The organism is Pantoea sp. X-Soil-YNGN-844, from assembly GCF_059730595.1.
Genome location: NZ_AP036007.1, coordinates 3,801,227 through 3,827,325, shown reverse-complemented (window position 1 = coordinate 3,827,325; position 26,099 = coordinate 3,801,227). Strand labels below are relative to the sequence as shown.

Below are 26,099 nucleotides of genomic sequence, written 5' to 3'. Positions count from 1 at the left end.
AGCAGCTTAACTGATGACTAAACGGCTGATAATCCGGTCATAAAGATAATCATTTCTTCCATTATGGAAGAAATCACGCGGGCGGAAAGTGGGTAAAGTGGGTCACCAGAAAGTCGATGAGCAGGCGCGCGCGATGCGCCAGATGACGGGCGGGCGGATAGACCACAAACAGGCCCAGCGGCGGCGTGTCGAAGTTATCCAGCAGCCGGACAATATCACCCTGTTGCAGCGCGGGAGCGGCGATGAAACCGGGCAGGCGCGCAATGCCTAATCCGGCCATCGCTGCCTGCAGACAGGCTTCAGTGTTGGCAAATCGCAGACGGCCCCGGACCGGCACGGTGACAATCTCGTTGCAGCCGTCACCGCTGACAAACGGCCAGTGCCAGGGATCGCGGAAATTGGTATCGATAATGCACTGATGCTGCGCCATGTCCCGCCAGTGCTGTGGTGTACCGAACTGTTCAAGATAGATCGGTGACGCAGCAATGCGAACATGCACTTCGCCCAGCTTGCGCGCCACCAGACTGCTGTCGCTGAGGTTGCCGATGCGGATCGCCATATCAAATCCCTCATCGACGATGTTCACGGCCCGGTCGGAAAAGCTGACATCCAGTTCAATCAGCGGATAGCGCCGGGCAAACGCCACCAGCACCTGAGAAAGCACCGCCGTGCCAAAAGAGCCGGGCGCGCTGATTTTCAGCCTGCCGGTGGGGGTGGTGGCGCTTTCACGCACGCTGGCATCCAGCGTCTCAAACGCATCGAGCAGGTTTTTTACCCGCTCATAATAACTACGGCCAACGTCGGTGGGCGAGAGGGCGCGCGTGCTACGCTTAAACAGCTGGACGCCGAGCTGCTGCTCCAGCTTTGAAACCAGTTTAGAAGCCTGACTGCTGCTGGTACCGAGACGCAGCGCTGCCGCTGAAAAGCTGCCGGTTTCCAGCACCGTGACAAACATCCGGTCACAATCGAGTCGATCCATGGCGAAGTCCTGAAAGGGTAAAGTCGCAGTATAGAAGCTGCGGCCAGGCGTTGCAGCCTTCAGATTGCGTGCCTTAACCCTTTCGCTGGCGGGGAAAACCTGCTTGACTGACGCTCTGCCCGACGTTCTCTGGAGTAATTCATGTCGCTGATTCACCTGACGTCACTGGCGGCGATCCCGGCCGCCGAGTGGGATGCGCTGTTGCCTGATGACCAGCCGTTTTTGCGCCACGCTTTTCTGCTCACCTTAGAAAAGAGCGGCAGCGTGCGGCCTGAATCGGGCTGGCAGCCTGATCATCTGCTGTGGCGGGAAAAGGGCGTGACGCGCGCCGCGCTGCCGGGCTACCAGAAATATCATTCACAGGGCGAGTATGTTTTTGATCACGCCTGGGCGGATGCCAGCCAGCGCGCCGGGATCCGCTACTACCCGAAATGGCTGGGGGCGATTCCCTTCAGTCCGGTCAGCGGCGCGCGCCTGCTGGGTGACGCCTCTGCCGCCGCACAGCTGCTGTCGGCCCTGCCGGAGAGCCTGTTGCAGCACGGCTTAAGCGGCGCGCACATCAACTTTACCGATGCGCAGGCGAACCTGCTGCTGGCCGATCAGCCCGACTGGCTCTCCCGGCTCGGCTGTCAGTATCACTGGCATAATCGTGGCTACCGTGATTTTCAGGATTTCCTGGACACGTTGATGTCGCGCAAGCGCAAACAGCTGCGTAAAGAGCGCGAGCAGGTGGCGCAGAGCGGCTTCGGGTTTGACCGCTATCGCGGTGACCAGCTGCGTGAAGATCAGTGGGATTTTGTCTACACCTGTTACGCCAACACCTACGCGGTACGCGGCCAGCGGCCCTACCTGACGCGCAACTTCTTCAGCCTGCTGGCAGAGCGGATGCCGCAGAATATTGTGGTGGTAATCGCCCGCCTGCAGCAGCAACCGGCGGCGATGGCCTTTTATCTGCGCGACAGCAACACGCTCTATGGCCGCTACTGGGGCTGTCTGGCGGAGTTTGACCGGCTGCACTTCGAAACCTGTTTCTATCAGGGGATGGATTTAGCGATTGATGAAGGGCTGACGCGGTTTGATGCGGGGGCGCAGGGCGAGCACAAGCTGGTGCGCGGCTTTGAGCCGCAGATTACCCACTCCTGGCACTATCTGCTGCATCCCGGCCTGCGCGAGGCCGTGGCAGATTTTCTGGTGCAGGAGCGGGAAGGCGTACGCGGCTGGGCGGAAGAAGCGCGCGACGCCTTACCCTATCGACGCGGCGATTAATCGACGCCGACAAATCCGCCGGTCTGATGCTGCCACAGTCGGGCATAAAGACCGTTCTGCGCCAGCAGCTCCTGATGGCTGCCCATTTCGGCAATGCCGCCTTTATCCAGCACCACCAGCCGATCCATCTTCGCAATGGTCGACAGGCGGTGCGCAATGGCGATAACGGTTTTGCCCTGCATTAAGGACTCCAGGCTCTCCTGAATGGCGGCTTCCACTTCAGAGTCGAGGGCTGAGGTCGCCTCATCCATGATCAGAACCGGCGCATCCTTCAGCAGTACGCGGGCAATCGCCACACGCTGACGCTGACCGCCCGACAGCTTCACGCCGCGCTCGCCCACGTGCGCGTCCAGCCCGGTGCGGCCCAGCGAGTCGGAGAGCAGTGGAATAAACTCATCGGCGCGGGCGCGGTTAATCGCCAGTTGCAGCTCCTCTTCAGTGGCGTCAGGACGGCCATAGAGCAGGTTTTCACGGATTGAGCGATGCAGCAGCGAGGTGTCCTGGGTGATCATGCCAATCTGGCTGCGCAGGCTCTCCTGGGTCACGGCGGCAATATCCTGTTCGTCGATCACAATCCGCCCACCGTTCAGGTCATAGAGGCGCAGCAGCAGGTTCACCAGCGTCGATTTACCGGCACCCGAAGGCCCAATCAGACCAATCTTCTCACCGGGTCTGATGTCGAGGTTAAAAGCGTTAATCACCTGACGGCCACCGCCATAATCGAAGCGCACATTTTCAAAGCGGATGTTGCCACGCGTCACCTTAAGCTGCTTCGCCTGCGGCGCATCCTGCACGCTCAGCGGCTGCGCAATGGTGTTCAGGCCATCCTGCACCATGCCGATGTTTTCGAAGATGCCGTTGACCACCCACATGATCCAGCCGGACATATTCACCAGACGGATCACCAGCCCGGTCGCCAGCGCAATCGCCCCGACGCTGATCAGCGACTGGCTCCACAGCCACAATGCCAGGCCGGATGTTGAAACAATCAGCAGGCCGTTCAGCGCCGACAGCGTCAGATCCATGCTGGTGACCATGCGGCTGGCGTGCTGGGTTTTGTCGGTCTGCTCCTGAATCGCCTCACGCGCGTACTGACGTTCCAGGTCGCTGTGGGCGAACAGCTTGATGGTGGCGATGTTGGTGTAGCCGTCAACAATGGTGCCCATCAGCTTTGATCGCGCTTCCGAGGAGACCACCGAACGGGCTTTAACACGCGGTACAAAGAAACGCAGCGAGGCGCTGTAGGCCACCATCCAGATAATCAGCGGGATCATCAGCCGCCAGTCGGCACCGGCAAACAGTACCAGCGAGGTGACGGCGTAGATCAGCACGTGCCAGATGGCGTCCACCAACTGCACCGCCGAGTCACGCAGTGAACTGCCGGTCTGCATAATGCGCTGGGCAATACGCCCGGCGAAATCGCTCTGGAAGAAGTTAAGGCTCTGACGCAGCACGTAGTTGTGATGCTGCCAGCGGATCATGCTGGTCATGCTCGGGCTGATGCTCTGATGCACCAGCATATCGTGCAGGGCGATAAAAACCGGCCGCAGAATCAGCGCCACCGCGCCCATCCATAGCAGTATCGGCCAGTTATCCCGGAACAGGGTGGCGGGCGTGGAGTGATTGACCATATCGATAATGCGGCTCAGATAGCTGAACAGCGACACTTCAATCAGGGCTGACGCCAGCCCGACCACCAGCAGCGCGGCAAAACTGGGCCAGACCTGGCGCAGGTAGTAGAGGTAAAACGACCAGACCGTTGAGGGGGGCGAATCGGTGGGTGCGTCCTGAAATATATTGATAAAACGCTCAAAACGACGATACAACATAGCGATACTCTTTCCGTCCGGTAAAGAGCTACAGCTTAGTGCATGAACCCCATTCGGCTAACAGGAGAAAATATGGAAATCACAATTCGGGCACGGGAACCGCAGGACGCTGCCGCTTATCAGCGGCTTTACAGTCATCCCGACGTCTATCCCTGGACGCTGCAACTGCCGTTTCCCAGCGTCGCCACCTGGGAGAAAAAAATCGCCAGAATGGATGCCGAGGGCTTTATCGCCTTTGTCGCCGAGATCGACGGCGTGCTGGCCGGCGAACTGACGCTGTTTGTGGATAACAAGGTGCGCACCCGCCACTGCATCAGTTTTGGGCTGGGCGTGCATCCCGATTTCGGCGGTCGCGGCGTTGGTGAGCGCCTGATCCGCACCGCGCTCGACTACTCCCGCAACTGGCTGGGCATTACCCGTATGGAGCTGGAAGTGTTTCACGACAACGACCGGGCACTGCGGCTTTATGAGCGGCTGGGCTTTGAGCGGGAAGGGGTCAAACGCCAGGCCGCCCTGCGTGGCGGTCAGCTGCGCGATGTGGTGATGATGGCGAAGCTGCTGAACGGGGAGTGATAACCGGCGCGGCAGTGCTGCCGCGCCGTGTTGCGTTACGGATTTTTAGTGCTGTAGTGCTGCATGTTCTGCTGCGTCACCAGCTCAAACGGGATCCACTGGTGGGAATCCACCTTCTGGCCTTTGATCATCTGCTGCGCCACCTCAACCGATTTCCTGCCCTGACCCACGGCATCCTGGAACACCGTCACCGCCAGTCTGCCGCTCGCCAGCGCTTTCAGGCCATCCGGTGTGGCATCAATGCCGCCCACCAGAATGGTTTTCTTTGGCTTCGCCTGAGCAATTGCCATGGTTGCGCCAATCGCCATCTCATCATTGTTGGCGGCGACAATATCAATCGCTTCCCCGTTCGACAGCCAGTTGAGCATTAAATCCATGCCTTCATTGCGCGCATAGTTGGCAGTCTGCTTGAGCACTACTTTCATGTCGGGATATTTTGCCACTACCTGCTCCACATCCCGGGTGCGCTGCAGTGCGCCCGCATCGCTGAGGTTACCGATCATGATGGCGACATTGCCACGGTAACCGGCCTGCTTCGCCAGCGCCTCCATCTGCAACGTGCCCGATTCGCGTTCGTCAGAGCCGACGAACACCACGCCCGGTGGCAGGGTTTTATCGCCCGGCGTGCGGTTAACGTAGACCAGCGGAATGTGCGCCTGCTGCGCCAGTTTCGTCAGGGCTGGGGTGCTGGCGGAGTCGACCGGATCGACAATAATCGCATCCACCCCGGCGCTGATAAAGCTCTGTACCTGATCGGTCTGACGGCCGACGTCGCCGCGCGCATCTTCGAACTGCGCATCCAGCTGACGCGCTTTCGCCTCTTTCTCAATCGACTGGCGAATGATGGTCAGGAAGTTCTGGTCGAAATAAGCCATCGAAACGCCAATCTTCTCTGCCAGCGCCGACGTGGAAAGAGAGAGCAGACAGAGTAATGCCCATGCGCGTGTTTTCATTGCGGACTCCCGAGGTTAACCGGATGGAATGTATTTTTCATTTATTATAAAAATGGATAAATAGGATCATCTGCAGCTTAGAAATTGCCGTCAGGTTTGACAAGCCGCCCGTTTCACTCTTGCTGGCGTCGCCACACTTTGCTGCAAATTCGTCGCGTCATAGCTGTCAGCGCCGGTTAAAACCCCGATCGGGTGCACACTCTGCGGCAGAGAGCAGCAGCTTTTTGCGCTTTTGTGCAGCGCCGCACGGGCGGTTGTGGCGGTTGCCAGAAAATCGTTTATTCGGACCCGTCGATCTCTACATCCGCACAATGACCGATGGTTAGCCTCCTATCTATATTTTTCCAGAAGCGGGAAATCTCAGCGTTATTCCTGAAAAAAACCTCGTGGCGCAACCTGCCGCTTTTTAAGGAATTCAGCTCATGCCTAAAGATGCAACACCTCAACGGACCACCCATGTCCGCATCGGGATCCTCTGCCTGATCCTGTTTTTGTCAGTCGTGGCTTACGCCGACCGTTCGATCCTCTCGATCTCCGGATCGGCGATCAAAGAGGAGTTCGGCCTGTCAGCGATCCAGCTCGGATTGATCCTCTCTGCTTTCAGCTGGGCCTACGTTATCGGCCAGATCCCCGGCGGACTATTTCTTGACCGCTTCGGGGCCAAAAAAGTGTATGGCATCACGCTGGCGCTCTGGTCTGTCTCGACACTGGCGATGGGATTTGTGGGTGAATTCTCCAGCGGTATGACCGGCGCGCTGATGCTGATGTTTGGTCTGCGCTTTATGCTGGGACTCATTGAGGCACCCAGCTTTCCCGCCAATGCGCGCGTGGTGATTATGTGGTTCCCTGGCGCTGAGCGGGGACGGGCGTCATCGCTATTCAGTTCGGCGCAATATTTTGCCGTCGCCATCTTCTCGCCGCTTTCAGGCTGGCTGGTGTCGCGCTTTGGCTGGGAATGGCCATTCTTTGTGCTGGGCGGTATCGGCCTGCTGGCGGTGTTTGTCTGGACGGCCTGGATGCGCGAGCCGCGTAATCACCCCGGCGTGTCGGAAAGTGAACTGCGCCACATCATTGATGGCGGCGCGCTGGTGGATATCGATGCAGCGCAGACCCTTAAGGCCCGGCCACCGGTCAGCAAAGCGATGTTCAGAAAGCTGTTTACCAATCGCATGCTCTGGTGCGCCTATCTTGGTCAGTACTGCATCATCGCGCTCAGCTACTTCTTCATTACCTGGTTCCCGATCTATCTGGTGCAGGCACGCGGCATGAACATTATGGAGGCGGGATTCGCCACCATCGCCCCGGCGGTGTTTGGTTTTCTCGGCGGGATCAGCGGCGGTTACCTGTCAGATAAGTTAATCGCCCGGGGCTGGAGCGTCTCCTGGGCGCGTAAAACCCCCTACATCGTCGGCATGCTGATGGCGTCGAGCCTGGTGCTGGCGGCGATTATTCCCGGTAATGGCGGCATCATCGCCATTATGTCCTTCGCCTTTTTCGGCAAAGGCATCGCGGCGGGCGCAGGCACCTGGACGGTAATCAGCGACACCGCGCCCAAAGAGGCGGTGGGTCTGGCGGGGTCCATTTTTAACGGCATCGGCAATATTGCCGGTTTCACCACGCCGCTGCTGTTCGGCATCATCGTCGGGCTGACCGGCAGCTACAGCATCGGGCTGGCATTTGTGGCGGCACACTGCGTGGTCGCGGCGCTGCTGTTCCTGCTGGTGATGGGACCGATTGAACGCGTCGGCGAAGAGACCAATCGCCCGGCAGCCTATAACCATCAGGAGAAAGAAGATGGCATTAAAGCAATGTAATGTGCTGATCAAAGGGAAATTTCTGCCACCAGAGCTGATTGAGAATATCGAAAACGCGTTCACCGCCTTCCGGCTGTGGGAGGCGGAGGATGAGGCAGCCTTTCTGACTGAACAGGGTGCAGATATCGACATACTGGTTACCAGCGGCAATGCGGTAATGGGCGCACCCGCCGCGCTGATCGCCGCGCTGCCCAACCTGAAAGCGATCTGCAGTATCGGCGTCGGGTATGACAGCATTGATACGGAAGCCGCCCGGTTACGCGGCATTGTCGTCACTAACACGCCCGAGGTGCTGAATGATTGCGTTGCCGACCTGGGCATGGCGCTGCTGCTGGATGTGGCGCGCCGCATCAGTGAGGCCGATCGCTTCACGCGCGCCGGGCACTGGTCGCAGGGTCGCTTTCCGCTGAGCAGCAAAATCGGCGGCAAGGTGTGCGGCATCGTCGGGCTGGGCAATATCGGCCAGGCGGTAGCCAGACGTGCGCAGGCGTTTGATATGCAGATTCACTACTACAACCCGCGTTCACGTCCCGACGTACCCTTTACCCGGCATGAGAGCCTGGTGGCGCTGGCGCAGCAGGCCGATTTTCTGGTGCTCACGCTGCCAGGCGGGGCCGCAACGCGGCATATCATTAACGCAGACGTGCTGCGGGCGCTGGGCCCGCAGGGTTATCTGATCAACATCGCGCGCGGCAGCGTGGTGGATCAGCAGGCGCTGTTGGCGGCATTGGAAACCGGGCAGATCGCCGGTGCCGGACTGGATGTGTTTGAACAGGAGCCGCATGTCCCTGACGAATTGCGCCAGCGCGACAATGTGGTGATTACGCCACATATCGCCAGCAGCACCCGCGAAACCATGGCGGCGATGGCGGACCTGGTGTTTGAGAACATACTGGCGATTGCCCGTGGAGAGCCTGCGCTCACCCGCGTAGTGTAGCGGCAACAATGACTTAACCATGATGGACAGAGCGTGAGGCAGGAGGCCTCTCCTCTGACCACTCGCCTGCACGCCGCCTCCGCACAAAACAGCCTGAAGAATATTTGTCCAGCTGCCGATATCACCTTACCACCCGCTGATCGTAAGGAGTGATAGCGTGATAAAGCTGATTACCATTGATGAACTGCGCCCAGGGATGTTTATCCACAAGCTGGAGGTCTGGTGGATTAAGGACCAGCGTATTCATAATCAGATGCTGATCACCGATCCACGACAAATCGCCACGTTACGCAGTGAAGGGATCCGCCAGCTCTGGATCGACCTCGATCGATCCGTGCAGGCGCCGATTGCCACCTCGATCGCGAAAAGAACCATTGGCCGCACCCCGTTTTTTCAGGAGCTGGACCAGGCACAGCTGATCTTCCAGCAGGGCAAACCGAAAGTACTGGCGATGTTCAACGAAGCGCGGCTGGGCAACGGCCTGAAGCTCGATTATATGATGGATCTGGTAGATGAAATCGCCGGCTCGATCACGCGTGAACCCTCAGCGATGCTCAGCGTGGCACGGCTGAAAAATCATGATGACTACACCTATCTGCACTCCATGGCGGTCTGCGGGCTGATGATTGCGCTGGGTAAAAAACTCGGGCTGGATGAGCAGCAGCTGCGTCGGGTGGGCATGGGCGGTTTACTGCATGATGTCGGCAAAGCGGCCGTGCCGCTGGCGATCCTGAACAAAGCGGGCAAGCTGACTGAAGAGGAGTTCAGGGTGATGCGTGAGCATCCGGTGGTCGGTGCGCAGATGCTGATAGAAGCCGACGCCGATGACGATCTGCTCGATATCACCCTGCATCATCATGAAAAATATGATGGCAGCGGCTACCCGCATCGCCTGAAAGGAGAAGCGATTTCGTTCTACGCCCGGATGGCGGCGGTGTGTGATGTCTACGATGCAGTCACCTCAACCCGTTCCTATCGCAACGGCTGGACACCGGCAGAGGCGATGCACCAGATGCTGAGCTGGCGCGGCCACTTCGATCCGGGCCTGCTGCACACCTTCGTGCGCACTATCGGCATCTATCCGGTAGGTTCGCTGGTCCGTCTGGCCTCCGGCCGGGTGGCGCTGGTGGTGAAAGCGGGGGAAAAGTCGCTGATGCGTCCCTGTGTGCATGTCTTCTGGTCGCTGCACGCTCAGCGTGAAGTAAAACCGGAGGAGCTCGACCTTGGCGACAGTTTCTGCACCGACAGCATTGTGGGCGCAGAGGACAGTACGCTATGGGGTAACGTCGATCTCAATCGTATCTGGGCGCTGGAAGTCGCCTGATTTTTCGCCATTTTTACACTATTTTTACGCCCGCCCGCTGCATTTTAACCCCTTCTTTATACGCCTCCGCGCAAGCTAAGCCCTAAATCCAATCCTCTGGAGGTTCCTGTGAGCGTGGGCGTAATAACCGGCATTGTGCTGGTGGTGTTGTTACTGGGCTATCTGATCTATGCCCTGTTAAATGCGGAGGCCTTCTGATGGCGGCCAATGCTTTTTTACTCATCGCATTTTATCTGGTGCTGCTGATGGTGCTGGCACAGCCGCTTGGACGGGGTCTGGCCGCGTTAGTGGCTGATAAGCCGGTGTTTGCCCGCCTGGAAGCGCCGCTGTGGCGACTGCTGGGCGCGCAGCAATCGGAGATGCGCTGGCCGCACTACCTGCTGGCGATACTGCTGTTTAACGCGCTGGGCTTCGTGGTGCTGCTGGCCATACTGCTGATGCAGGGTTCGCTGCCGCTGAATCCGCAGCAGCTGCCTGGCCTGAGCTGGCATCTGGCGCTGAACACCGCCGTGAGCTTCGTCACCAACACCAACTGGCAGTCCTACAGCGGCGAAAGCACCCTGAGCTATTTCAGCCAGATGGTGGGCCTGACGGTGCAGAACTTCCTCTCTGCCGCAACCGGGATCGCCGTGGCGTTTGCGCTGATCCGGGGTTTCGCTAATCGCAGCTCTGCCTCTCTGGGTAACGCCTGGCGCGACCTGACACGCATCACGCTCTACGTCTTACTGCCCATCAGCCTGCTGATGGCGCTGTTCTTTGTCAGTCAGGGCAGCATTCAGAACTTCGCGCCTTACCACAGCTTCACCACGCTGGAAGGCGTACAGCAGACGCTGTCGATGGGACCAGTGGCGTCGCAGGAAGCGATTAAAATGCTGGGCACCAACGGGGGCGGCTTCTTTAACGCCAACTCCGCCCATCCGTTTGAAAACCCGACGGTGCTGACCAACCTGGTGCAGATGCTGAGCATCTTCCTGATCCCGGCTGCGCTCTGCTTCGCATTTGGCGAAAGCGTGCGTGACCGTCGTCAGGGCCACATGCTGCTGTGGGCGATGACGCTGATGTTTGTCGCGGCGGTCGCCGTCGTGATGTGGGCCGAGCTGCAGGGCAACCCGCATTTCCTCCAGCTGGGTGCCGACAGCGCCGTCAACATGGAAGGCAAAGAGACGCGCTTTGGCATTCTTAACAGCAGCCTGTTCGCGGTCATTACTACCGCGGCCTCCTGCGGTGCGGTCAATGCCATGCACGACTCCTTCACTGCGCTGGGCGGCATGGTGCCGATGTGGCTGATGCAGCTGGGTGAAGTGGTGTTTGGCGGCGTCGGTGCCGGTCTCTACGGCATGCTGCTGTTTGTGCTGCTGGCGGTGTTTATCGCCGGGCTGATGATTGGCCGTACCCCGGAGTTCCTGGGTAAAAAAGTCGACGTGTGGGAGATGAAAATGACCGCGCTGGCGATTCTGGTCACCCCGGCGCTGGTGCTGATCGGCACCGCGCTGGCGATGATGACCGACGCTGGTCGCAGTGCAATGGCGAATCCCGGCATTCACGGCTTCAGCGAAGTGCTCTACGCCGTCTCCTCGGCGGCCAACAACAACGGCAGCGCCTTTGCCGGACTGAGTGCTAACACGCCGTTCTGGAACCTGCTACTGGCGGTCTGCATGCTGCTGGGCCGCTTCGGCATCATCATTCCGGTGATGGCGATAGCCGGTGCGATGGCGGTGAAAAAAGTGCAGCCGGTGGGTAACGGCACGTTGCCAACCCACGGTCCGCTGTTTATTGCCTTACTCATCGGCACAGTGCTGCTGGTGGGTGCACTGACCTTTATTCCTGCTCTGGCGCTGGGCCCGGTGGCTGAGCATCTGCAACTTGTTCAGGGACAATCCTCATGAGTCGTCAACAACAGGCGTTATTTGACGCAGCCCTGCTGCGTACCTCGGCCTGGGATGCGGTGAAAAAGCTCGATCCCCGGGTACAGTTCCGTAACCCGGTGATGTTTGTGGTCTGGCTCGGCAGCGTGCTGACCACGCTGCTGGCGCTGGCAATGCTGTCCGGCCGCATCAGCGGCAGCGCCAGTTTTACCGGCGCGATTGCGCTCTGGCTCTGGTTCACTGTGCTGTTCGCCAACCTGGCGGAGGCGCTGGCAGAGGGGCGCAGTAAAGCCCAGGCCAGCAGCCTGAAAGGGGTCAAAAAGACCAGCTTTGCCAAAAAACTGTCAGCGGCGCGCTATGGCGCGGAGTGGCAGCAGGTCAGTGCCGATGCGCTGCGCAAAGGCGACGCGGTGCTGGTCGAAGCGGGCGACATTATTCCCTGCGACGGTGAAGTGATAGAGGGTGGTGCCTCCGTGGATGAGAGCGCTATTACCGGTGAATCTGCACCGGTCATCCGTGAGTCAGGCGGTGACTTTGCCTCCGTGACGGGCGGTACGCGTATTCTCTCTGACTGGCTGGTGATCACCTGTAGCGCCAACCCGGGCGAAACCTTCCTTGATCGGATGATCGCTATGGTGGAAGGCGCGAAGCGCCGCAAAACCCCGAATGAGATCGCCCTGACTATTCTGCTGGTGTCACTGACCATCGTGTTCCTGCTGGCGACCGTCACACTCTGGCCGTTCTCGGCATGGGGCGGCACGCCGGTCAGTATCACCGTGCTGGTGGCGCTGCTGGTCTGTCTGATCCCGACCACCATCGGTGGCCTGCTGTCGGCGATTGGAGTGGCGGGAATGAGCCGGATGCTGGGTGCGAACGTCATTGCGACCAGTGGACGAGCGGTGGAAGCCGCAGGCGATGTGGATGTGCTGATGCTCGACAAAACCGGCACCATCACGCTGGGTAACCGTCAGGCGACCCAGTTCCTGCCCGCGCCGGGCGTCAGCGAAGAGCAGCTGGCCGACGCCGCGCAGCTCGCCTCGCTGGCTGATGAAACGCCAGAGGGCCGCAGCATCGTGGTGCTGGCGAAGCAGCGCTTTAATCTGCGTGAACGCGATCTCAGCAGCATGGGCGCCAGTTTTATTCCGTTCTCAGCCCAGACCCGCATGAGTGGCGTAAACGTGCAGGACCGGCTGATCCGCAAGGGTGCGGTCGATGCAGTGCGTCGCCATATCGAAGCGAACCATGGTCGTTTCCCTGCCGAAGTGAATGCGCAGGTGGAAGAGGTGGCACGCAGTGGCGGCACGCCGCTGGTGGTGTCCGAGGGTGCTAACGTGCTGGGCGTGGTGGCGCTGAAAGATATCGTGAAAGGCGGTATCAAAGAGCGTTTTGCCGAACTGCGAAAAATGGGCATTAAAACGGTGATGATTACCGGCGATAACCCGCTGACCGCTGCGGCCATTGCGGCGGAAGCGGGCGTGGATGACTTCCTGTCAGAGGCGACCCCGGAAGCCAAGCTGGCGCTGATCCGCCAGTATCAGGCAGAAGGACGGTTAGTGGCGATGACCGGCGACGGCACCAACGATGCGCCTGCCCTTGCGCAGGCGGATGTCGCGGTGGCGATGAACTCCGGTACGCAGGCGGCGAAAGAGGCGGGCAACATGGTCGATCTCGACTCGAACCCGACCAAGCTGCTGGAAGTGGTACACATCGGTAAACAGATGCTGATGACGCGCGGTTCTCTGACCACCTTCAGTATCGCTAACGACGTGGCGAAATATTTCGCCATTATTCCGGCGGCGTTTGCGGCGACCTATCCGCAGCTCAACATGCTCAACGTGATGCAGCTGCACTCGCCCGCCAGCGCGATTCTGTCGGCGGTGATCTTTAACGCCCTGGTGATTATCTTCCTGATCCCGCTGGCCCTGAAAGGCGTCAGCTACCGCCCGCTGAGTGCGGCTGCGCTGCTGCGCCGCAACCTGCTGATTTACGGTCTGGGTGGCCTGCTGGTGCCGTTTGTCGGCATCAAAGCGATCGATCTGCTGTTAGTGCTTTCAGGCATGGCCTGAGGAGAAAAAAATGAGTCAGTTACGTCCGGCAATTTTACTGTTGTTGCTGCTTACGCTTGTTACCGGCGTGGTTTATCCTTTCCTCACCACCGGGCTGGCGCAGTGGCTGTTTCCGTCCCAGGCCAATGGCTCGCTGCTGGAAGAAGATGGCGTGGCGCACGGATCCGCGCTGATTGGGCAGAACTTTTCCCAGTCCGGCTATTTCTGGGGTCGTCCTTCAGCCACCAGTGATAAAGCCTATAACCCGCTGGCCTCGGGAGGCAGTAATCTGGCCGCCAGCAACCCGGCGCTGGATAAAGCGGTCGCCGACCGCGTCGCTGCGCTGCGGGCCGCCAACCCACAGGCACCTGCAGCCGTGCCGGTGGAGCTGGTGACGGCTTCCGCCAGCGGGCTGGACCCGGATATTTCGCCCCAGGCTGCCCTGTGGCAGGCTCCGCGTGTCGCTGCCAGCCGCAACGTGCCGGTCGCGCAAGTCGAGGCGCTGATTGAAAAGATGACGCATCGTCCGCTGATGCCCTTCCTCGGCACGCCGACCCTCAACGTGCTGCAGCTGAACATGGCGCTCAACGAACTGTAATGGTGTTAAGAGCCTATCCCATCAGGCTATTTTATTTGTCAGTCTGAACCTGGGCAGTGCTCACACAGGCTGCTTTAGCAACCTGAACGCCCGTCAGGGCGGCCCTGAAGGGGCGAGCGCAGCGAGTAATCCTCACGTACTACGTGTACGCTGGCTGTTTCGCGCTGTCCGTGTCCAGACTGTCTGCAACAATTACGCCTACTGGCATAGGCTCTAAGGAAGCGATGAACCACGAACCCCAGCGTCCCGATCCCGACGCGCTGCTGCAGGCTAACCGCGAGAGTCATCGCGGGCAGCTGAAGATTTACTTTGGTGCCTGTGCGGGCGTGGGCAAAACCTACGCCATGCTGCAGGAGGCACAGCGGCTGCGTGCGCAGGGTCTGGATGTGCTGATTGGCGTGGTAGAAACCCATGAACGGCCGGAAACCGCGCAGCTGCTGACAGGCTTAACCCTGCTGCCGCGGCGCGCAACCGGCCGCTCGCGTCATGCGGAGTTTGATCTTGATGCCGCGCTGGCCCGCCATCCGGCGGTGATCCTGATGGATGAGCTGGCGCACACCAACGTGCAGGGCTCGCGCCATCCCAAGCGCTGGCAGGATATCGAGGAGCTGCTGGAAGCGGGCATCGACGTGCTGACCACCGTCAACGTGCAGCATCTTGAGAGCCTCAACGATGTGGTCGGCGGCGTCACCGGCATTCAGGTGCGCGAAACCGTGCCCGATCCCTTTTTCGACAGCGCTGATGAAGTGGTGCTGGTCGATCTGCCGCCCGACGATCTGCGGCAGCGGCTGAAAGAGGGCAAAGTCTACATTGGCGACCGCGCGGAACGCGCCATCGAAAACTTTTTCCGCAAAGGTAACCTGTTCGCCCTGCGTGAGCTGGCCCTGCGTCGCACTGCCGATCGGGTGGACGACCAGATGCGCGCCTGGCGCGATCAGCAGGGACGGGATCGCGTCTGGCACACCCGCGACGCCATTCTGCTCTGCATTGGTGACGACAGTGGCAGTGAAAAGCTGGTGCGTACCGCTGCCCGGCTGGCGGCACGGCTCGGCAGTGAATGGCACGCGGTCTATGTCGAAACGCCCCGGCTTAATCGGCTGCCGGAAGCGCGGCGACGGGCGATTCTGCGCACCTTACAGCTGGCGCAGGAGCTGGGGGCGGAAACGGCCACGCTGTCGGAACCGGATGAAGCGGAAGCGGTGCTGGGCTACGCCCGCGAGCACAACCTGGGCAAAATCGTCACTGGCCGTCGCCCGCAGCGGCGCTGGCGGCGTGACAGTTTTGCCGAACGTCTGGGCCAGCTCGGCCCCGATCTCGACCTGCTGGTCGTCGCACTGGATGAGCCGCTGAAGGATGCGCCGCATCCGTTGCCGGATGGCCGCGTCACCAGCGAAAAATGGCGCATTCAGCTGCGCGGCGTGATGATGGCGCTGGTGCTCTGCATCGTCGTCACCGCAGCCGGACAGTCGGTGCTGATCAATTTTGATCCCGCCAACTGCGTGATGATCTACCTGCTGGCGGTGGTGATCGTGGCGCTGCGCTATGGCCGCTGGCCGTCGGTGATCGCCACGGTGATGAATATCGTCGCCTTCGACCTCTTCTTTGTTGCGCCCACCGGCACGGTGGCGGTCTCCGACCTGCAATACCTGGTGACCTTTGGCGTGATGCTGGCGGTCGGCGTGATCGTCGGCAATCTCACGGCAGGCGTGCGTTATCAGGCACGGGTGGCGCGCTACCGCGAGCAGAGGGCGCGCCAGCTCTATGAGATGGCGAAATCGCTGGGCAGCGCGTTGACGCCGCAGGATATCGCCGCCACCAGCCAGCGGGTGCTGGATGCTACTTTGCAGGCGCGCTGCCTGCTGCTGCTGCCGGATGAGCAGGGTGAGCTGCAACCGGTCGGCGAGGCGTTACCGGCCAGCGAACCGGATCGCGCCATCGCGAAATGGAGTTACAGCAAAGGCCAGCCTGCGGGCGCGGGCACCGATACCTTACCGGCGGTGCCCTATCAGATCCTGCCGCTGAAAAGCGGTGCACACTGTCGGGGTCTGCTGGTGGTGGAGCCGCAGAACCTGCGTCAGCTGATGATCCCCGAACAGCAGCGGCTGGTGGAAACCTTTACGGTACTGATTGCCAACGCCCTGGAGCGCATGGCGCTGTCGCACAGTGAGGCGGCGTCCCGGCTTTCGGCGGAGCGGGAACAACTGCGCAATGCGCTACTGTCGGCGCTGTCGCACGACCTGCGCACGCCGTTAACGGTGCTGTTTGGTCAGGCGGAAATGCTGATGCTCGACCTGGCCAGCGACAACTCAAAATATGTGCCGCAGGCCAGCCAGATCCGCGAGCAGACGCTGAGCACTATCCGGCTGGTGAGCAACATGCTGGATATGGCGCGCATTCAGTCGGGCGGCCTCAACCTGCGTGAAGAGTGGCTGGCGCTGGAAGAGGTGATCGGCGGCGCGCTGAGCAGCATGGCACCGTCGCTGAAAGGGCATGAGGTTCAGCTCGATCTGCCGGATGACATCGTGCTGATCAAAGGCGACAGCACGTTGCTGGAACGCGTCTTCACCAACCTGATTGAGAACAGCCTGAAGTATGCCGGTAACAGCGCACCGCGTGGCATCCGCGCCTGGCGTGCTGCGACACGGCTGGAGATTGCGGTCTGGGACAGCGGACCGGGCATTGCCGAAGACGATTTAACCCGGATATTCGATAAGTTCTGGCGCGGTGATAAAGAGTCGGCGGTGCCGGGCGTCGGGCTGGGTCTGGCAATCTGTAAAACCATTGTCGAGAGCCACGGCGGCCAGATCTGGGCAGAGAACCGACCCGAAGGTGGCGCAGCATTTCGTCTCTCACTGCCGCTGCCGCCGATCCCTGAAATTTCTGACGAAGGGCTGAAATAACTTCACAGTGGATCGGTTATACTTCCGGACCTGTTTGATTATTCGTGGGATTGTATGGAACGTTTTACCGAAAACCTGATGTATGCATCGCGCTGGTTGCTGGCTCCGGTTTACATTGGACTTTCGCTGGGATTGCTGGCGCTGACCATTAAATTTTTCCAGGAAATTTTCCACCTGCTGCCCAACATTTTCAGCATTGCGGAAAACGATCTGATCCTGCTGCTGCTGTCGCTGGTGGATATGACGCTGGTGGGCGGCCTGCTGGTGATGGTGATGCTGTCGGGTTATGAGAACTTCATCTCCAAGCTTGATATTGACGAAGACAAAGAGAAGCTGAGCTGGCTGGGCAAGATGGACTCCGGCTCGCTGAAAAACAAAGTCGCGGCTTCTATCGTGGCCATCTCCTCGATTCACCTGCTGCGGGTGTTTATGGAAGCGCGCAACGTCGAAAACGACAAGCTGATGTGGTACGTGATTATCCATCTGACCTTTGTGCTCTCGGCCTTTGTGATGGGCTGGCTGGACAAAATGTCGCGCTACGATAAAAAGTAATTTATCACCTGGTGACCCGCTGACGCGGGCGCCTGCTTTATCCCTTCTGCTCTGCTTCCCCTGAACGACCTGCCGGCTGCGACGCCGGACGCGTGCCCGCCAGCTGCGGCATCACCTCTTTGATCATGGCAAAAAAGTGTTGCAGCCTGGCCGGGTAGTAACTCGCCCAGGGATAGGTCAGCCATACCGGCAGCGGCGGGGCCTGCCAGGCGGGCATCAGCTGAACCAGACTGCCGTCCGCTAAATCCTCCTGCACCGCCCACGAGGAGACAATCGCCGCGCCCATTCCGGCCAGCGCCGCTTTGCGCACCGCATATAAGCTGTCGCTGCTCAGCCGGGGCGTAATCGCCAGGTTCACCGGCTGACCGTCGTCAATCTTCTGCAACGCCACTTCATTACGGTAAAAGCTGGTCAGCGCCAGCCACGGCAGATCGCGCAGCTGTGCCACACGTTCTATCGGCGGATGCTGCGCCAGCAGGTGCGGGGCCGCCACGACAATGCGCGGCACTTCGGCCAGCAGAATCGCTACTACAGAGGGATCGGTGGGCGCACCGACCTGAATGGCGCAGTCCACGTTCTCCGCCATGAAGTCGGGCGTGCGGTCATTCAGCATCCACTCGATATTGAGGCGGGGATAGCGGTGCAGATAGTCCACCAGCGGCGCGATCAGCTGATCCTGACCAAAGGCGTGCGGCGCACGAACCCGCAGCGTACCGACCGGGTCATCGCTGGCACCGGTCAGCTCATCTTCCAGCGCATGCCAGGTCGCCAGCAACTGCCGTGCCTGGGCGTAGCAGCGTTCGCCATCATCAGTGAGCTTCAGCGCATGGGTGGTGCGCAGGATTAGCTTGAGGCCCAGCCGCTGCTCCAGGGTCTGCAATCGGCGGCTGACGGTGGGCTGTGTCGTGCCAAGCTGGGCTGCTGCTGCGGACAAGCTGCCGCTCTCGACGATACGGATAAACGTCTGCATCAGGTCGATGCGATCGCTGCTGTTAGGGTTATTCATACGCGCCACGCATAACGGTTTTGTCTGGTATCAGTCTACCGCGTATAACCGTGATGCGCTTTAATGGTTGCACGAAATGATGAGGATTACAGCATGTCAGCCATACAGACTCAGACGCAAAATGAATCACTCTCCACGCCGCTGGTGTTTACCCTGGCGGCCGGGGCCGGACTCAGCGTTGCATCGATTTACTACAGCCAGCCGATGCTGGATATCATCAGTAAGCAGTTTAATGCGGGCATCGGTGCAGTTGGCATGGTGCCGATGCTGACTCAGGCGGGCTATGCGCTGGGTATTCTGCTGCTGGCCCCGCTGGGTGATCGTCACGACCGCCGCACCATTATCTTTATCAAAGGCTTACTGCTGGTCGCGGCGCTGCTGCTGTGTGGCTTTTCCGGCGGACTCAGCGCGCTGCTGGTTGCCAGTTTTATCACCGGGCTGACCGCCACGGTGGCGCAGGACATTGTGCCCGCGTCGGCGGCGCTGGCCCCGGAACGCAGCCGGGGTAAAACGGTCGGCACGGTGATGACCGGGCTGCTGGTGGGGATCCTCCTGTCGCGGGTGGTCAGCGGCGTTGTCGCGGAGTATTTCGGCTGGCGAACCATGTACATGATTGCCGCACTGGCGGTGCTGCTGATTACGCTGACGCTGTGGCGGGTGCTGCCACGCTTCGCGCCGGGCACCTCAGTGAGCTATCCGCGACTGTTGCTGTCGCTGGTGCATCTGTGGCGTCACCATCAGACGCTGCGCCGGGCTGCGCTGGCTCAGGGTCTGCTCTCCGTCGCTTTCAGCGCCTTCTGGTCGACGCTGGCGTTAATGCTCAGCGACCGCTTTCATCTCGACAGTGCGGTGGCGGGGGCGTTTGGTTTAGCCGGTGCAGCGGGTGCCATGGCCGCGCCGCTGGCGGGCAGTTTTGCTGACCGCATTGGTCCGGCACGCGTCACGCAGGCCGGTGCCGCGCTGGTGACGATCTCTTTTGCGCTGATGTTTCTACTGCCGCTGCTGCCCATGCCCGCACAGCTGGCGCTGATTGTGGTCTGTACCATCGGCTTTGATTTGGGGGTGCAGGCTACGCTGGTAGCGCATCAGACGCTGGTTTATGGCCTGGCACCGGAAGCACGCAGTCGCCTGAATGCATTGCTGTTTACCGTGGTGTTTATCGGTATGGCGACCGGTGCGGCGCTGGGCAGTCTGGCGCTGGCTCACTGGGGCTGGAATGGCGTCGTTGCGCTCGCCACTTTAGCCGGTGCCGCGGCTCTCGCGGTCCGCTTCGCCAGTCGCCACCTGAAAAACTGACACCTCGCCCGTCAAAAAATGTGCCAGGCTTATTCATAAACCCGAAATATTGTGGAGTGTTATGAACTTTTTAGCCTGGACAGCAGCGACGGGCGGCCTTCTGCTGCTGATGTCGCTGGCTTCCGGTTGGATTCACCGGGGACCAGTCACCTCATTTGGTCTGTTCCTGATCGCGGGCATGCTGTGCGGCCCGTGGGGATTTGATGTTATCCACCTCGATATCGTCACCCATTCCGAAGCCGTGGCCCATATCACCGAAATCACCATGGCGGCCTCGCTGTTTATCACCGGACTCAAGCTGCGTCAGCCGCTGCAGAACAACTGCTGGCACACCGGGCTGAAACTGGCGTTTCCCGCCATGCTGCTTACCGTTGCCGCGATGACCCTGCTGGCACACTTCCTGGTGGGATTAGACTGGCCGGTTGCGCTGGCGTTTGGGGCGATTGTCGCGCCGACCGATCCGGTGCTGGCGAGCTTAATCTCGGTCAACGATGCGCAGGATGATGACTCGCTGCGTGTGGCGATCTCCAGTGAAGCGGGCATGAACGATGGCTCCGCGCTGCCACTGCTGATGCTGGCGCTGCTGCTGTTTAATGGCGAGAGCCTGAGTGGCGCGATGCTGATGCACTGGGGCGCGGTCGAGGTGCTCTGGGCGATTGGCGGCGGTCTGATCATTGGCTTTGTTCTGGGGCAGTTAATCGGCATGCTGGCGACCCGACTGCGCAATGCCAATGGCGACGTTGCGCCCAATGATTTTCTGGCGCTGGCACTGATTGCGCTGAGTTATTCGCTGGTGGAGTACGTGGGTGCCTCCGGCTTCCTGGCCGCCTTCGCCGCCGGACTGGGGTTACGCCGTGCCGAACTGGGTGTGTTCCATCGTCATCAGCCGGAAGACCTCTCTGACGACGAGCGCGTATTGCCCTCTGAGGCGCTGGTGAATCCTAACAAACGCCTGGCGCATCAGGGCGACAATAATATGGTGAAGTCGATTGGGTTTGTAGTAGGCGACGCGCTCTCTTTTGGCGATACTATTGAACGTTTACTGGCGGCTGGCATGATGGTGGTGCTGGGTGTCACACTGGCGCAGCACTGGAACATCTATGGCGTGCTGATTGGCCTGGTGCTGTTTGCCGTAGTACGACCGCTGGCCGTCTGGCTGGTGACGCTGCGCGCCGGACTGCCGCTCGGGCAGCGCCTGCTGATTGGCTGGCTGGGCATCCGGGGGATTGGCAGTCTGAACTACATCGCCTATGCCTGGACGCACGGCATGCAAGGCCCGCAGATGGAAATCATGACGAATATGGCGTTAACGCTGGTGGTCTGCAGCGTGGTGGTTCACGGCACCACCGTGACGCCGCTGCTGAACTGGCGTCAGAAGCGCCTTGAAGCCCTTCAGCGTAAGGTTTAACCTGAACGAACAGGAGTTAAGAATGAAAGTAACTCAGATAGTGCTGCTGAGCATGCTCGCCACCGGCAGCGCGCTGGCAGCGGACGACGCTGATACTGAGCAGAATGTTTACGCCAGTCAGTTGTGCCACATTGTCAGCGGCGAGAAAAAGGTCGCCACTGCAGATCATTACGTCGAGCAGATGAAATCGACCGTGGCGGGCGGCCAGTCACCGTCGGCGATGAATCAGCCGGAATTTGATGAAGAGTCCGCGCGTGAAGTGGCCAGTGCCTGGCTGCAACTTGGCGACGATGAGCGGGCCAAACTGCGCGTCAACGAACAGCAGTGTGAACAGGCCGTGATGGCGCAGTTCCAGCAGGAAGATTAACCACACGGAATTAAATAAAAACGCGCCTGCCCGGCGCGTTTTTTTATGGCTTTCCTGAGGCTATTGCGTACATAATCGCCACCCATGGCACCAGACTTGCATCTGTTACTTCTTCTGTAGCCTGCCGCAACGGCTTGCTCATTACTCTGGCATCACACAACAGGCAATATGATTACGCGTCGACGCTTTATTCTCGGCACGGGAGCGCTCGGGCTCTCCATGACCACCGGCAAATTATTTGCCCGCGATGACATTATCCCCCTCTGGCCGGACGATCCGCCCGGCGGCGGCGGCCCATCCGGCCAGTTGCATATTAACAGCAGCGGTTCCTGGTCAAATATCGTCAGCCCGGCGATTCAGCGCTTTAAACCGGAAAATCCCAATGGCGAAGCGGTATTAATCGCCGCAGGCGGCGGGTATCGCTGGATCGGCATGGGCCGTGAAGCCTGGCCGGTAGCGCGCTGGCTGAACGCCAGTGGCTATACTGCCTATGTGCTCAGCTACCGGTTGCCGCATGAGAAGTGGCAGGCGGGGCGGCTGGCACCGCTGCAGGATGCGCAGCGCGCCATCCGGCTGGTACGCTCTTTTGAGCGCAAGGTACATGTGCTGGGCTTCTCGGCAGGCGGACATCTGCTGGGGCTGGCGGCGGCGCGGCCGGATTTTGAATCTTATCCGGCCCTCGATCCGCTGGATGAAGTGGTGCCAAAAGTCGACAGCGTCGGCCTGATCTATCCGGTTATCACCCTGGAAGCGCCTTATCAGCACACCAATACGCATCTGATGATGGTCGGTAAAAATGCCACGCCGCAGGATGAGGCAAACTGGTCAGTGCAGAACTTCGTGACGCGGCAATATCCGCCAACGTTTCTGGCGCAGGCCGAGGACGATCATACCTCCAATCCGTTTAACACCGAGCTGATGCGCGACACCTGTCGCCGCAACCGCGTGCCGGTTGAGCTGATTCAGATCAGCAAAGGCGGACACGGATTTGGCCTCGGCAAAGCGGGTACGCCCGCAGCGTTGTGGGATCAGGCGTATGTCCGCTGGCTGGATCGCGTAAGCTGAGTTGCACTGACGCGGTGCTGCACTGCACGGTCAGAAAGCGGATGTGGACGCGGCATAAAAAAACAGGCGACCTTAAGTCGCCTGTCTTGTTTCTGAAGCCCGGTGCGGGTTAACGCATCGTCACAAACTCTTCCGCTGCGGTCGGGTGGATCGCCACGGTGTTATCGAAGTCTTTCTTGGTCGCGCCCATCTTCAACGCCACGGCGAAGCCCTGCAGCATCTCATCCATACCGAATCCGATGCCGTGAATGCCGACGATCTTCTCATCGGCACCCACGCACACCAGCTTCATGCGGCACGGCTGACGATGCTGGGTGACCGCGGTGTACATGGCGGTAAACGACGATTTATAGACCTTCACCTGATCGTCGCCATACTGTTCGCGCGCCTGCGGCTCGGTCAGTCCTACGGTGCCGATCGGCGGATGGCTGAATACCACGGTCGGCACGTTGCTGTAATCCAGATGCTCGTCCGGCTTGTTGTTAAACAGACGCTCAGAGAGACGACGTCCTGCGGCAACCGCCACCGGCGTCAGCTCAACCGCACCGGTGTTGTCGCCCACGGCGTAGACGCCTGAGACATTGGTGTTCTGGAATTTATCGACGCTGATATAGCCTTTCTCGTTCAGCGCCACGCCTGCGGCCTGAATATTGAGATTGTCCGTTTCAGGCTCACGGCCAATCGCCCAGACCAGGCAATCTACGGTGTAGTCGCTGCCGTTTTCCAGCTGCAGCGTCAGGCTGCCATCGCTGTTTTTGATCACAGCCTTAGGAATGGCTTCGGTGTGCAGCGCCGGGCCTTCAGTGTTCATCACTTCGACCAGCGTCTCGGTTAGCAGCGGGTCGAAGCTGCGCAGCGGCGCGTGTTTACGCACGAACAGGTGGGTTTCTGACCCCAGCGCGTTCACTACGCCCGCCAGCTCAACCGCGATATAGCCCGCGCCGACAACCGCGGTGCGTTTTGGCAGCGCGTCCAGCTCGAAGAAGCCGTCGGAATCAATACCGTACTCCGCACCCGGAATAGAAGGGTGAACCGGACGACCGCCAGTGGCGATCAGAATGTGGTTAGCCGTAATAATCTCGCCGTTCACTTCAACGCTGTGCGCATCGACAAAGCGGGCAAAGCCTTTGATCACTTCAACTTTGTTTTTACCCAGCACGTTGTCATAAGAGCTGTGGATGCGATCGATATAGGCGCTGCGGTTTTTCACCAGCGTGGCCCAGTCGAAGCGGTTCACGGTCGTGTCGAAACCATAGTCCGGCCCATAGAGATGGATAGCTTCGGCGATTTGCGCGGCGTGCCACATGATTTTCTTCGGCACGCAACCCACGTTCACGCAGGTGCCACCCAGCTCTTTTGCTTCAATCAGGGCGCATTTCTGGCCATACATAGCCGCACGGTTAATCGAGGCGATGCCGCCGCTGCCGCCGCCAATGGCGAGATAGTCGAAATGTCGGGTCATTGAAGTATCCATCCGGTTGCATAAAAAATTGGGGTTGAGTGTAACGCTGCGGGTCGAAATGACGCAAAGTTAGCGCCTATGATTGTAATAGGGTTCTGTTTTTTCACTCGCTTACAGGGAAGCATACCATGCACCTTACTTTTCTTGGCACCGGCGGCGGTGCTCCCAGCCTGCAACGTAACGTGACCTCCATTGCTTTTACCCGCGCGCTGAGTGGTGAAACCTGGCTGTTCGACTGCGGGGAGGGCACGCAGTTACAGTTTATGCGCTCCAGCCTGAAACCGGGCAAGCTGGATAAGATTTTTATCACCCATCTGCATGGCGATCATATTTTCGGGCTGCCGGGCTTACTTACCAGCCGGTCGATGGCCGGACTGACCTCACCGATGACGGTTTATGGCCCCAGAGGATTAAAGACCTTTGTTGAGACGGCGCTGTCGATCAGCGGTTCCTACACCGACTACCCGCTTAACATTGTTGAGATTGAGGCGGGCTGGACGCTGGATGACGGTGAGTTTCGTATCAGTGCCTGGCCGCTGAGCCATCCGGTGGAGTGTTTTGGCTATCGCATTGAACAGCATGACAAACCCGGCCTGCTGGATGCCGAGCGGCTGAAAGCCGAAGGCGTGCCCCGCGGCCCGTGGTTCCAGCAGCTGAAGCAGGGGGAATGTGTGACGCTGGAAGATGGGCGGGTAATTAACGGCGCTGACTACCTTGGCCCGGCGACACCCGGCAAAAAGCTGGCCATCTTTGGCGATACGGCTCCCACGGAGGTTGCGCTGCAGCTGGCGGCGGAGGTTGACCTGATGGTGCATGAAACCACGCTGGAGGCCGCGATGGTGGAGAAAGCCAACGGGCGCGGGCACTCCACAACCCTGCAGGCGGCGGAGGTGGCAAAGCGCGCCGGGGCAAAGCGGATGATCGCCACCCATTTCAGCTCCCGCTATCTGGCAAAGGACATGAGCCGCCTGCTGGCGGAGTGCCAGACCATTTTCCCCCGCACCGAGCTGGCCTCGGACCTGGCGGTGTTTACGGTTTAGTGATGCAGCGCCGGATAAGTGAACAGCAGCAGATGAGTGAGGTTAAGCGCGAAGTGCAGAGCGGCTGCCAGCCATAAGCGGCCGCTCCAGTGCCACGCCAGACCATAAAGCAGCCCGGCCAGCGTCGCGAAAACTACCAGCAGTACGCCGCCGGTGGCATGCGCCAGCCCGAACAGCAGCGTGCTAATCAGCAGCGCGGGCATCCCACCCAGCTTCTCTCTCAGCCGCTGTTGCAGATAGCCCCGGAACAGCGCCTCTTCGGCCAGCGAGACAAAGAACAGATTCGCCAGCATAAACGCGGGCAGCCAGGGCGGAAAGTGAGGCTCAACGGCCAGACCGCCCAGCAGCACGGCACTACCCAGCAGCAGCGGCACGGCGACGATTAATGCCAGCGCAGCGATCCACGGATAACGTGGTGGACAGGCCCGGGCGCGGAACAGCGTCGGCAGGCAGGCCAGCAGTACAAAGGGGATCAGCGCTTTATCAAAGTTGAAGGAGAAACTGAACGGCAGGCTCTGTGCGCCCACCTTAACCTCATCGACGACGAGAAGATTGTGAAAGCCGGGAAAGAGATGGAGGAACAATCCAAGCGAAATCAGCACCAGCAGCGTTTCGCTCAGGATGTGCTGCCGGGAACGGATTGGGTCAAAGCGGCGCAGCGCGACCAGTGCCGCGATCCCGGCCAGCAGCGGCAGCACTGGCCATGTCAGGACGCCATGATAAAACCCCAGCAGCGCGGCGAGCGCTAACAGCATCAGCGCCAGCCGCCGGATGGGTTGCAGCGCGCCCAGCGCGCCTGCCAGCAGAATCCACATAATCG

At 59.9% G+C, this 26,099-nt stretch carries 22 protein-coding genes; 16 read left to right on the top strand and 6 right to left on the bottom strand.

All coding sequences use genetic code 11. The features are described 5' to 3' along the window. Nucleotides 1–73 precede the first annotated feature (73 nt). Nucleotides 74–979 carry a LysR family transcriptional regulator gene (locus AC6I8C_RS17825; protein WP_497823191.1) on the bottom strand — a complete coding sequence of 302 codons (906 nt, stop codon included), beginning with the start codon at nt 977–979 and terminating at the stop codon, nt 74–76. Nucleotides 980–1,120: 141 nt separating this feature from the next. Here AC6I8C_RS17825 and AC6I8C_RS17820 point away from each other — a divergent pair, with 141 nt between their 5' ends. Then, nucleotides 1,121–2,245, top strand: coding sequence for a GNAT family N-acetyltransferase (locus AC6I8C_RS17820; RefSeq protein ID WP_497823190.1), 1,125 nt, complete (start codon nt 1,121–1,123; stop codon nt 2,243–2,245). On the opposite strand, the gene AC6I8C_RS17815 is transcribed toward AC6I8C_RS17820, so the two are convergent. After that, nucleotides 2,242–4,074 carry an ABC transporter ATP-binding protein gene (locus AC6I8C_RS17815; protein WP_497823189.1) on the bottom strand — a complete coding sequence of 611 codons (1,833 nt, stop codon included), beginning with the start codon at nt 4,072–4,074 and terminating at the stop codon, nt 2,242–2,244. The two genes, AC6I8C_RS17820 and AC6I8C_RS17815, sit on opposite strands and share 4 nt — an antisense overlap. A 72-nt stretch (nt 4,075–4,146) precedes the next feature. Here AC6I8C_RS17815 and AC6I8C_RS17810 point away from each other — a divergent pair, with 72 nt between their 5' ends. Next, nucleotides 4,147–4,647 (top strand): GNAT family N-acetyltransferase, encoded by a 501-nt coding sequence (locus tag AC6I8C_RS17810; RefSeq protein WP_497823188.1) that lies wholly within the window; start codon nt 4,147–4,149, stop codon nt 4,645–4,647. A gap of 35 nt (nt 4,648–4,682) precedes the next feature. On the opposite strand, the gene AC6I8C_RS17805 is transcribed toward AC6I8C_RS17810, so the two are convergent. After that, nucleotides 4,683–5,600: a sugar ABC transporter substrate-binding protein gene (locus AC6I8C_RS17805; RefSeq protein WP_497823187.1), complete on the bottom strand. Its 918-nt coding sequence runs from the start codon at nt 5,598–5,600 to the stop codon at nt 4,683–4,685. Between the two features lie 422 nt (nt 5,601–6,022). Between AC6I8C_RS17805 and AC6I8C_RS17800 the strand changes: the two genes are divergently transcribed. The 9 genes from AC6I8C_RS17800 (at nt 6,023) to AC6I8C_RS17760 (ending at nt 17,635) form a co-directional block, all read left to right on the top strand. Next, nucleotides 6,023–7,414 carry an MFS transporter gene (locus AC6I8C_RS17800; RefSeq protein WP_110331033.1) on the top strand — a complete coding sequence of 464 codons (1,392 nt, stop codon included), beginning with the start codon at nt 6,023–6,025 and terminating at the stop codon, nt 7,412–7,414. Further along, nucleotides 7,395–8,351, top strand: a complete 957-nt coding sequence (locus AC6I8C_RS17795; RefSeq protein WP_497823186.1) for a 2-hydroxyacid dehydrogenase — start codon at nt 7,395–7,397, stop codon at nt 8,349–8,351. The genes AC6I8C_RS17800 and AC6I8C_RS17795 overlap by 20 nt, the downstream gene beginning before the upstream one ends. 157 nt (nt 8,352–8,508) lie before the next feature. After that, a complete protein-coding gene (locus tag AC6I8C_RS17790) occupies nt 8,509–9,675 on the top strand; it encodes an HD-GYP domain-containing protein (RefSeq protein WP_497823185.1) in 1,167 nt (388 codons plus the stop codon). A 108-nt stretch (nt 9,676–9,783) separates the two neighbouring features. After that, nucleotides 9,784–9,873 (top strand): K(+)-transporting ATPase subunit F, encoded by a 90-nt coding sequence (kdpF, locus tag AC6I8C_RS17785; RefSeq protein WP_010253443.1) that lies wholly within the window; start codon nt 9,784–9,786, stop codon nt 9,871–9,873. Further along, a complete protein-coding gene (gene kdpA / locus AC6I8C_RS17780; protein WP_497823184.1) occupies nt 9,873–11,561 on the top strand; it encodes a potassium-transporting ATPase subunit KdpA in 1,689 nt (562 codons plus the stop codon). The genes kdpF and kdpA overlap by 1 nt, the downstream gene beginning before the upstream one ends. Next, nucleotides 11,558–13,606, top strand: a complete 2,049-nt coding sequence (gene kdpB / locus AC6I8C_RS17775; RefSeq protein WP_033734363.1) for a potassium-transporting ATPase subunit KdpB — start codon at nt 11,558–11,560, stop codon at nt 13,604–13,606. The genes kdpA and kdpB overlap by 4 nt, the downstream gene beginning before the upstream one ends. 10 nt (nt 13,607–13,616) lie before the next feature. Further along, complete coding sequence (gene kdpC, locus AC6I8C_RS17770; protein WP_497823183.1) at nt 13,617–14,183, top strand: potassium-transporting ATPase subunit KdpC; 567 nt, start codon at nt 13,617–13,619, stop codon at nt 14,181–14,183. A gap of 224 nt (nt 14,184–14,407) precedes the next feature. Then, the gene (kdpD, locus tag AC6I8C_RS17765) at nt 14,408–17,083 is read left to right on the top strand and encodes a two-component system sensor histidine kinase KdpD (RefSeq protein WP_497823182.1); all 2,676 of its coding nucleotides are present in this window, start codon (nt 14,408–14,410) and stop codon (nt 17,081–17,083) included. Between the two features lie 54 nt (nt 17,084–17,137). Then, nucleotides 17,138–17,635, top strand: coding sequence for a TIGR00645 family protein (locus AC6I8C_RS17760; RefSeq protein ID WP_003852093.1), 498 nt, complete (start codon nt 17,138–17,140; stop codon nt 17,633–17,635). Between the two features lie 37 nt (nt 17,636–17,672). Here the strand turns inward: AC6I8C_RS17760 and AC6I8C_RS17755 are convergent, their stop codons facing one another. Then, a complete protein-coding gene (locus tag AC6I8C_RS17755; RefSeq protein WP_497823181.1) occupies nt 17,673–18,641 on the bottom strand; it encodes a LysR family transcriptional regulator in 969 nt (322 codons plus the stop codon). 93 nt (nt 18,642–18,734) lie between these two features. Here AC6I8C_RS17755 and AC6I8C_RS17750 point away from each other — a divergent pair, with 93 nt between their 5' ends. The 4 genes from AC6I8C_RS17750 to AC6I8C_RS17735 all read left to right on the top strand — a co-directional run bounded on the left by AC6I8C_RS17750 (nt 18,735) and on the right by AC6I8C_RS17735 (nt 22,777). After that, nucleotides 18,735–19,937, top strand: a complete 1,203-nt coding sequence (locus AC6I8C_RS17750) for an MFS transporter (protein ID WP_313678754.1) — start codon at nt 18,735–18,737, stop codon at nt 19,935–19,937. Between the two features lie 61 nt (nt 19,938–19,998). Beyond that, nucleotides 19,999–21,345 carry a cation:proton antiporter gene (locus tag AC6I8C_RS17745; protein ID WP_497823180.1) on the top strand — a complete coding sequence of 449 codons (1,347 nt, stop codon included), beginning with the start codon at nt 19,999–20,001 and terminating at the stop codon, nt 21,343–21,345. 22 nt (nt 21,346–21,367) lie between these two features. Further along, nucleotides 21,368–21,712 carry a hypothetical protein gene (locus tag AC6I8C_RS17740; protein ID WP_497823179.1) on the top strand — a complete coding sequence of 115 codons (345 nt, stop codon included), beginning with the start codon at nt 21,368–21,370 and terminating at the stop codon, nt 21,710–21,712. Nucleotides 21,713–21,880: 168 nt separating this feature from the next. Beyond that, on the top strand, nt 21,881–22,777 hold the full coding sequence (locus AC6I8C_RS17735) for an alpha/beta hydrolase (RefSeq protein ID WP_497823178.1): 897 nt from the start codon (nt 21,881–21,883) through the stop codon (nt 22,775–22,777). Between the two features lie 109 nt (nt 22,778–22,886). On the opposite strand, the gene gorA is transcribed toward AC6I8C_RS17735, so the two are convergent. Beyond that, the gene (gene gorA / locus AC6I8C_RS17730) at nt 22,887–24,239 is read right to left on the bottom strand and encodes a glutathione-disulfide reductase (protein ID WP_033734348.1); all 1,353 of its coding nucleotides are present in this window, start codon (nt 24,237–24,239) and stop codon (nt 22,887–22,889) included. A gap of 128 nt (nt 24,240–24,367) precedes the next feature. Between gorA and rnz the strand changes: the two genes are divergently transcribed. Further along, the gene (rnz, locus tag AC6I8C_RS17725; RefSeq protein WP_013359392.1) at nt 24,368–25,279 is read left to right on the top strand and encodes a ribonuclease Z; all 912 of its coding nucleotides are present in this window, start codon (nt 24,368–24,370) and stop codon (nt 25,277–25,279) included. Here rnz and AC6I8C_RS17720 read toward each other — a convergent pair. After that, the gene (locus AC6I8C_RS17720; protein WP_497823177.1) at nt 25,276–26,094 is read right to left on the bottom strand and encodes a CPBP family intramembrane glutamic endopeptidase; all 819 of its coding nucleotides are present in this window, start codon (nt 26,092–26,094) and stop codon (nt 25,276–25,278) included. The two genes, rnz and AC6I8C_RS17720, sit on opposite strands and share 4 nt — an antisense overlap. Nucleotides 26,095–26,099: the final 5 nt, after the last annotated feature.

What these genes read in the sequence shown, in the direction of transcription:
- AC6I8C_RS17815 (WP_497823189.1), bottom strand. Translation starts at nt 4,074, where the DNA reads ATGTTGTATCGTCGTTTTGAGCGTTTTATCAATATATTTCAGGACGCA.
- AC6I8C_RS17755 (WP_497823181.1), bottom strand. Translation starts at nt 18,641, where the DNA reads ATGAATAACCCTAACAGCAGCGATCGCATCGACCTGATGCAGACGTTT.
- kdpC (WP_497823183.1), top strand. Translation starts at nt 13,617, where the DNA reads ATGAGTCAGTTACGTCCGGCAATTTTACTGTTGTTGCTGCTTACGCTT.
- rnz (WP_013359392.1), top strand. Translation starts at nt 24,368, where the DNA reads ATGCACCTTACTTTTCTTGGCACCGGCGGCGGTGCTCCCAGCCTGCAA.
- AC6I8C_RS17800 (WP_110331033.1), top strand. Translation starts at nt 6,023, where the DNA reads ATGCCTAAAGATGCAACACCTCAACGGACCACCCATGTCCGCATCGGG.
- kdpB (WP_033734363.1), top strand. Translation starts at nt 11,558, where the DNA reads ATGAGTCGTCAACAACAGGCGTTATTTGACGCAGCCCTGCTGCGTACC.
- AC6I8C_RS17810 (WP_497823188.1), top strand. Translation starts at nt 4,147, where the DNA reads ATGGAAATCACAATTCGGGCACGGGAACCGCAGGACGCTGCCGCTTAT.
- AC6I8C_RS17740 (WP_497823179.1), top strand. Translation starts at nt 21,368, where the DNA reads ATGAAAGTAACTCAGATAGTGCTGCTGAGCATGCTCGCCACCGGCAGC.
- AC6I8C_RS17795 (WP_497823186.1), top strand. Translation starts at nt 7,395, where the DNA reads ATGGCATTAAAGCAATGTAATGTGCTGATCAAAGGGAAATTTCTGCCA.
- AC6I8C_RS17720 (WP_497823177.1), bottom strand. Translation starts at nt 26,094, where the DNA reads ATGTGGATTCTGCTGGCAGGCGCGCTGGGCGCGCTGCAACCCATCCGG.
- AC6I8C_RS17825 (WP_497823191.1), bottom strand. Translation starts at nt 979, where the DNA reads ATGGATCGACTCGATTGTGACCGGATGTTTGTCACGGTGCTGGAAACC.
- gorA (WP_033734348.1), bottom strand. Translation starts at nt 24,239, where the DNA reads ATGACCCGACATTTCGACTATCTCGCCATTGGCGGCGGCAGCGGCGGC.
- AC6I8C_RS17735 (WP_497823178.1), top strand. Translation starts at nt 21,881, where the DNA reads ATGATTACGCGTCGACGCTTTATTCTCGGCACGGGAGCGCTCGGGCTC.
- AC6I8C_RS17745 (WP_497823180.1), top strand. Translation starts at nt 19,999, where the DNA reads ATGAACTTTTTAGCCTGGACAGCAGCGACGGGCGGCCTTCTGCTGCTG.
- kdpA (WP_497823184.1), top strand. Translation starts at nt 9,873, where the DNA reads ATGGCGGCCAATGCTTTTTTACTCATCGCATTTTATCTGGTGCTGCTG.
- kdpD (WP_497823182.1), top strand. Translation starts at nt 14,408, where the DNA reads ATGAACCACGAACCCCAGCGTCCCGATCCCGACGCGCTGCTGCAGGCT.
- AC6I8C_RS17750 (WP_313678754.1), top strand. Translation starts at nt 18,735, where the DNA reads ATGTCAGCCATACAGACTCAGACGCAAAATGAATCACTCTCCACGCCG.
- AC6I8C_RS17820 (WP_497823190.1), top strand. Translation starts at nt 1,121, where the DNA reads ATGTCGCTGATTCACCTGACGTCACTGGCGGCGATCCCGGCCGCCGAG.
- AC6I8C_RS17805 (WP_497823187.1), bottom strand. Translation starts at nt 5,600, where the DNA reads ATGAAAACACGCGCATGGGCATTACTCTGTCTGCTCTCTCTTTCCACG.
- AC6I8C_RS17760 (WP_003852093.1), top strand. Translation starts at nt 17,138, where the DNA reads ATGGAACGTTTTACCGAAAACCTGATGTATGCATCGCGCTGGTTGCTG.